This is a genomic window from Peribacillus sp. P4_D6 (assembly GCF_056401795.1).
Map to the genome: position 1 here is coordinate 1 of NZ_JBFUIQ010000267.1, position 2,510 is coordinate 2,510.

At 42.9% G+C, this 2,510-nt stretch carries 2 protein-coding genes; one reads left to right on the forward strand and one right to left on the reverse strand.

From position 1 onward, the window contains the following. Nucleotides 1-1,589 (reverse strand): acetolactate synthase large subunit (locus AC1DVB_RS26565; RefSeq protein WP_477591787.1); only part of this gene is annotated, 1,589 nt, incomplete at its 3' end. A gap of 282 nt (nucleotides 1,590-1,871) precedes the next feature. Here AC1DVB_RS26565 and AC1DVB_RS26570 point away from each other — a divergent pair. Further along, the coding region (locus AC1DVB_RS26570) for a tRNA dihydrouridine synthase (RefSeq protein WP_477591789.1) at nucleotides 1,872-2,510 on the forward strand (639 nt) is incomplete at its 3' end.

The following is a 2,510-nucleotide window of genomic DNA, read 5'->3' on the forward strand; positions in this document are numbered from 1 at the left end:
TTTTCCGAATAATCGACATCCACATCAATCAAGACAATTTCCTGACTCGAAAGCGCTTCTTCTAATGCAGGTAGCAATTCATCGGAGTGGGTTACTTTCACACCTTTAACCCCAAAACTTTTTGCGAACCCTAAAAAGTCTGGATCTGTAAATTCAATGGCATTCGTACGATCAAATTTATTCAATTGTTTCCACTCAATTAGGCCGTATTTAGAATCATGGAAAATGACTATCACGAAGGCAAGACCTAGACGTTTTGCCGTTGCCAATTCAACTCCATTCATCAGGAAGCCACCATCCCCTGTAACCGCAATGACAGGTTTATCAGGCATTGCCAATTTGGCTGCAATTGCGCCGGGAATGGCAATTCCCATCGATGCAAAGCCATTAGAAATGATCGTGTGGTTTGGGATTTCCGGCTGATACATTCGGGCAATCCATAATTTATGTGCACCCACATCCGAAATGACAATGGCATTACCCTTTTCCGCCCTTTTCAAATCGGCAATGATTCGCTGAGGGATGATAGGGCTTCCTGATACATCATCCGAAGAATGAAATTTTTCAATGATTTGGGACCTTAACCTTTTCACCTCTGGCCAAAGTTCTTTTTTTGCTACACCAGTCGTCAAGGCTTCAAGTGCCTCCGTAACGTTCCCGACCAATTCTGCTTGAACGGGGTAATAAGCATCAATCTCGGCAGGTCGAGCATCAATATGAACAATCGGATTCATTGCCTCATCGTTCCAATACTTTGGCAAATACTCGACGAAATCATACCCGACGGTKATAATAAGATCGGCCAAATCAAATCCGCATAGAACATAATCCCTTGCTTGCATCCCTACTGTAAAAAGGGACAATGGATTGTCGGAAGGTAAAACTCCTTTGGCCATGAATGAATTCACAACGGGAATTTGCTTCTCTTCTGCAAATTTCCGCAAAACCTCAGAAGCTCCATCGCGGATCACGCCATTACCAGCTAGAATGATAGGCTTTTTAGCACGATTTATTAATTCGAAGGCTTTTTTGATTTCTTCCTCGGCTGGGCGGGATCTAGGCATTGGTGTAACCGGAAGAGGTTCCCCTTCTGTATCCATCATCGCCACATCTTCCGGAAGTTCTATATGAACAGCTCCCGGCTTTTCAATGACAGCCGTTTTAAATGCTTTACGGATAATTTCCGGAATCGTATGYGGCACCTTAATTTGTTGATTCCATTTCGTTACTTCCTCGAAAACGCCAATAATGTCCACATATTGATGCGACTCTTTATGAATGCGATCAAGGCCCGCCTGACCTGTAATCGCGACAACAGGGGAATAATCCAGATAAGCACTTCCTATCCCTGTCAATAAATTGGTTGCACCTGGTCCCAATGTGCCCAAGCAGACGCCTGGCTTTCCAGTTAACCGGCCATAGATGTCTGCCATAAAAGCTGCAGCTTGTTCATGATGAACCAAGATAAATTCAATATCAGAGCTTATTAGAGAATCAATAAGATCCGTATTTTCCTCACCAGGTATCCCAAAAATATATTGTACCCCTTCATTCTCTAAACATCTTACAAACAAATCAGATGCCTTCAAATTATTCCCTCCTCGACCATTTCAATTTCTTTCCTTATATGTTGGCTTTGCCCCCAAGAAATTATGTACTTGCGTGTATTAAAAACCATTTCGAGCATTTGCGTCTCTAAACTAGGAGGGGGAACATGGAAGTAGGAATGGTTTCGTGAAAAAAAACATTTCTGCAGTTTGATAAAAAGTGCTTAAGCATGGTATAAGTGTAAAGGAAGCAGGGACATTCTGCTTTTTAATTTTGGGATAAGGGGTTAGCCTGGTAACCCATGAAAGGATTGGAATTTTAATATGATAGATAATTTTTGGCGTGATCTACCACGACCTTTTTTTATACTGGCACCAATGGAAGATGTGACGGATGTAGTTTTTCGCCATGTAGTGAGTGAAGCAGCCAGACCTGATGTGTTTTTTACAGAGTTTACAAACACGGAGAGTTATTGTCACCCAGAGGGCATCCGCAGTGTGCGTGGGCGTTTGACTTTTACAGAGGACGAACAACCAATTGTAGCCCATATATGGGGAGATAAGCCTGAATACTTTCGGCAAATGAGCATAGGTATGGCGGAAATGGGCTTTCGGGGTGTGGATATCAATATGGGCTGTCCTGTACCTAATGTGACACAGAATGGGAAGGGAAGTGGCCTTATCCGTCGTCCAGAAGTTGCAGCAGAATTAATACAAGCAGCAAAAGCTGGAGGATTGCCTGTAAGTGTAAAGACAAGGCTTGGTTACACGGATGTAGACGAATGGCACGACTGGCTAACACACATACTGAAACAGGACATTGTTAATCTTTCCATTCATTTGCGTACAAGAAATGAAATGAGTAAAGTAGATGCTCATTGGGAACTAATCCCGGAGATTAAGAAACTTCGTGACCAAGTGGCACCAGATACGCTCTTGACGATCAATGGGGATATCCCTGAC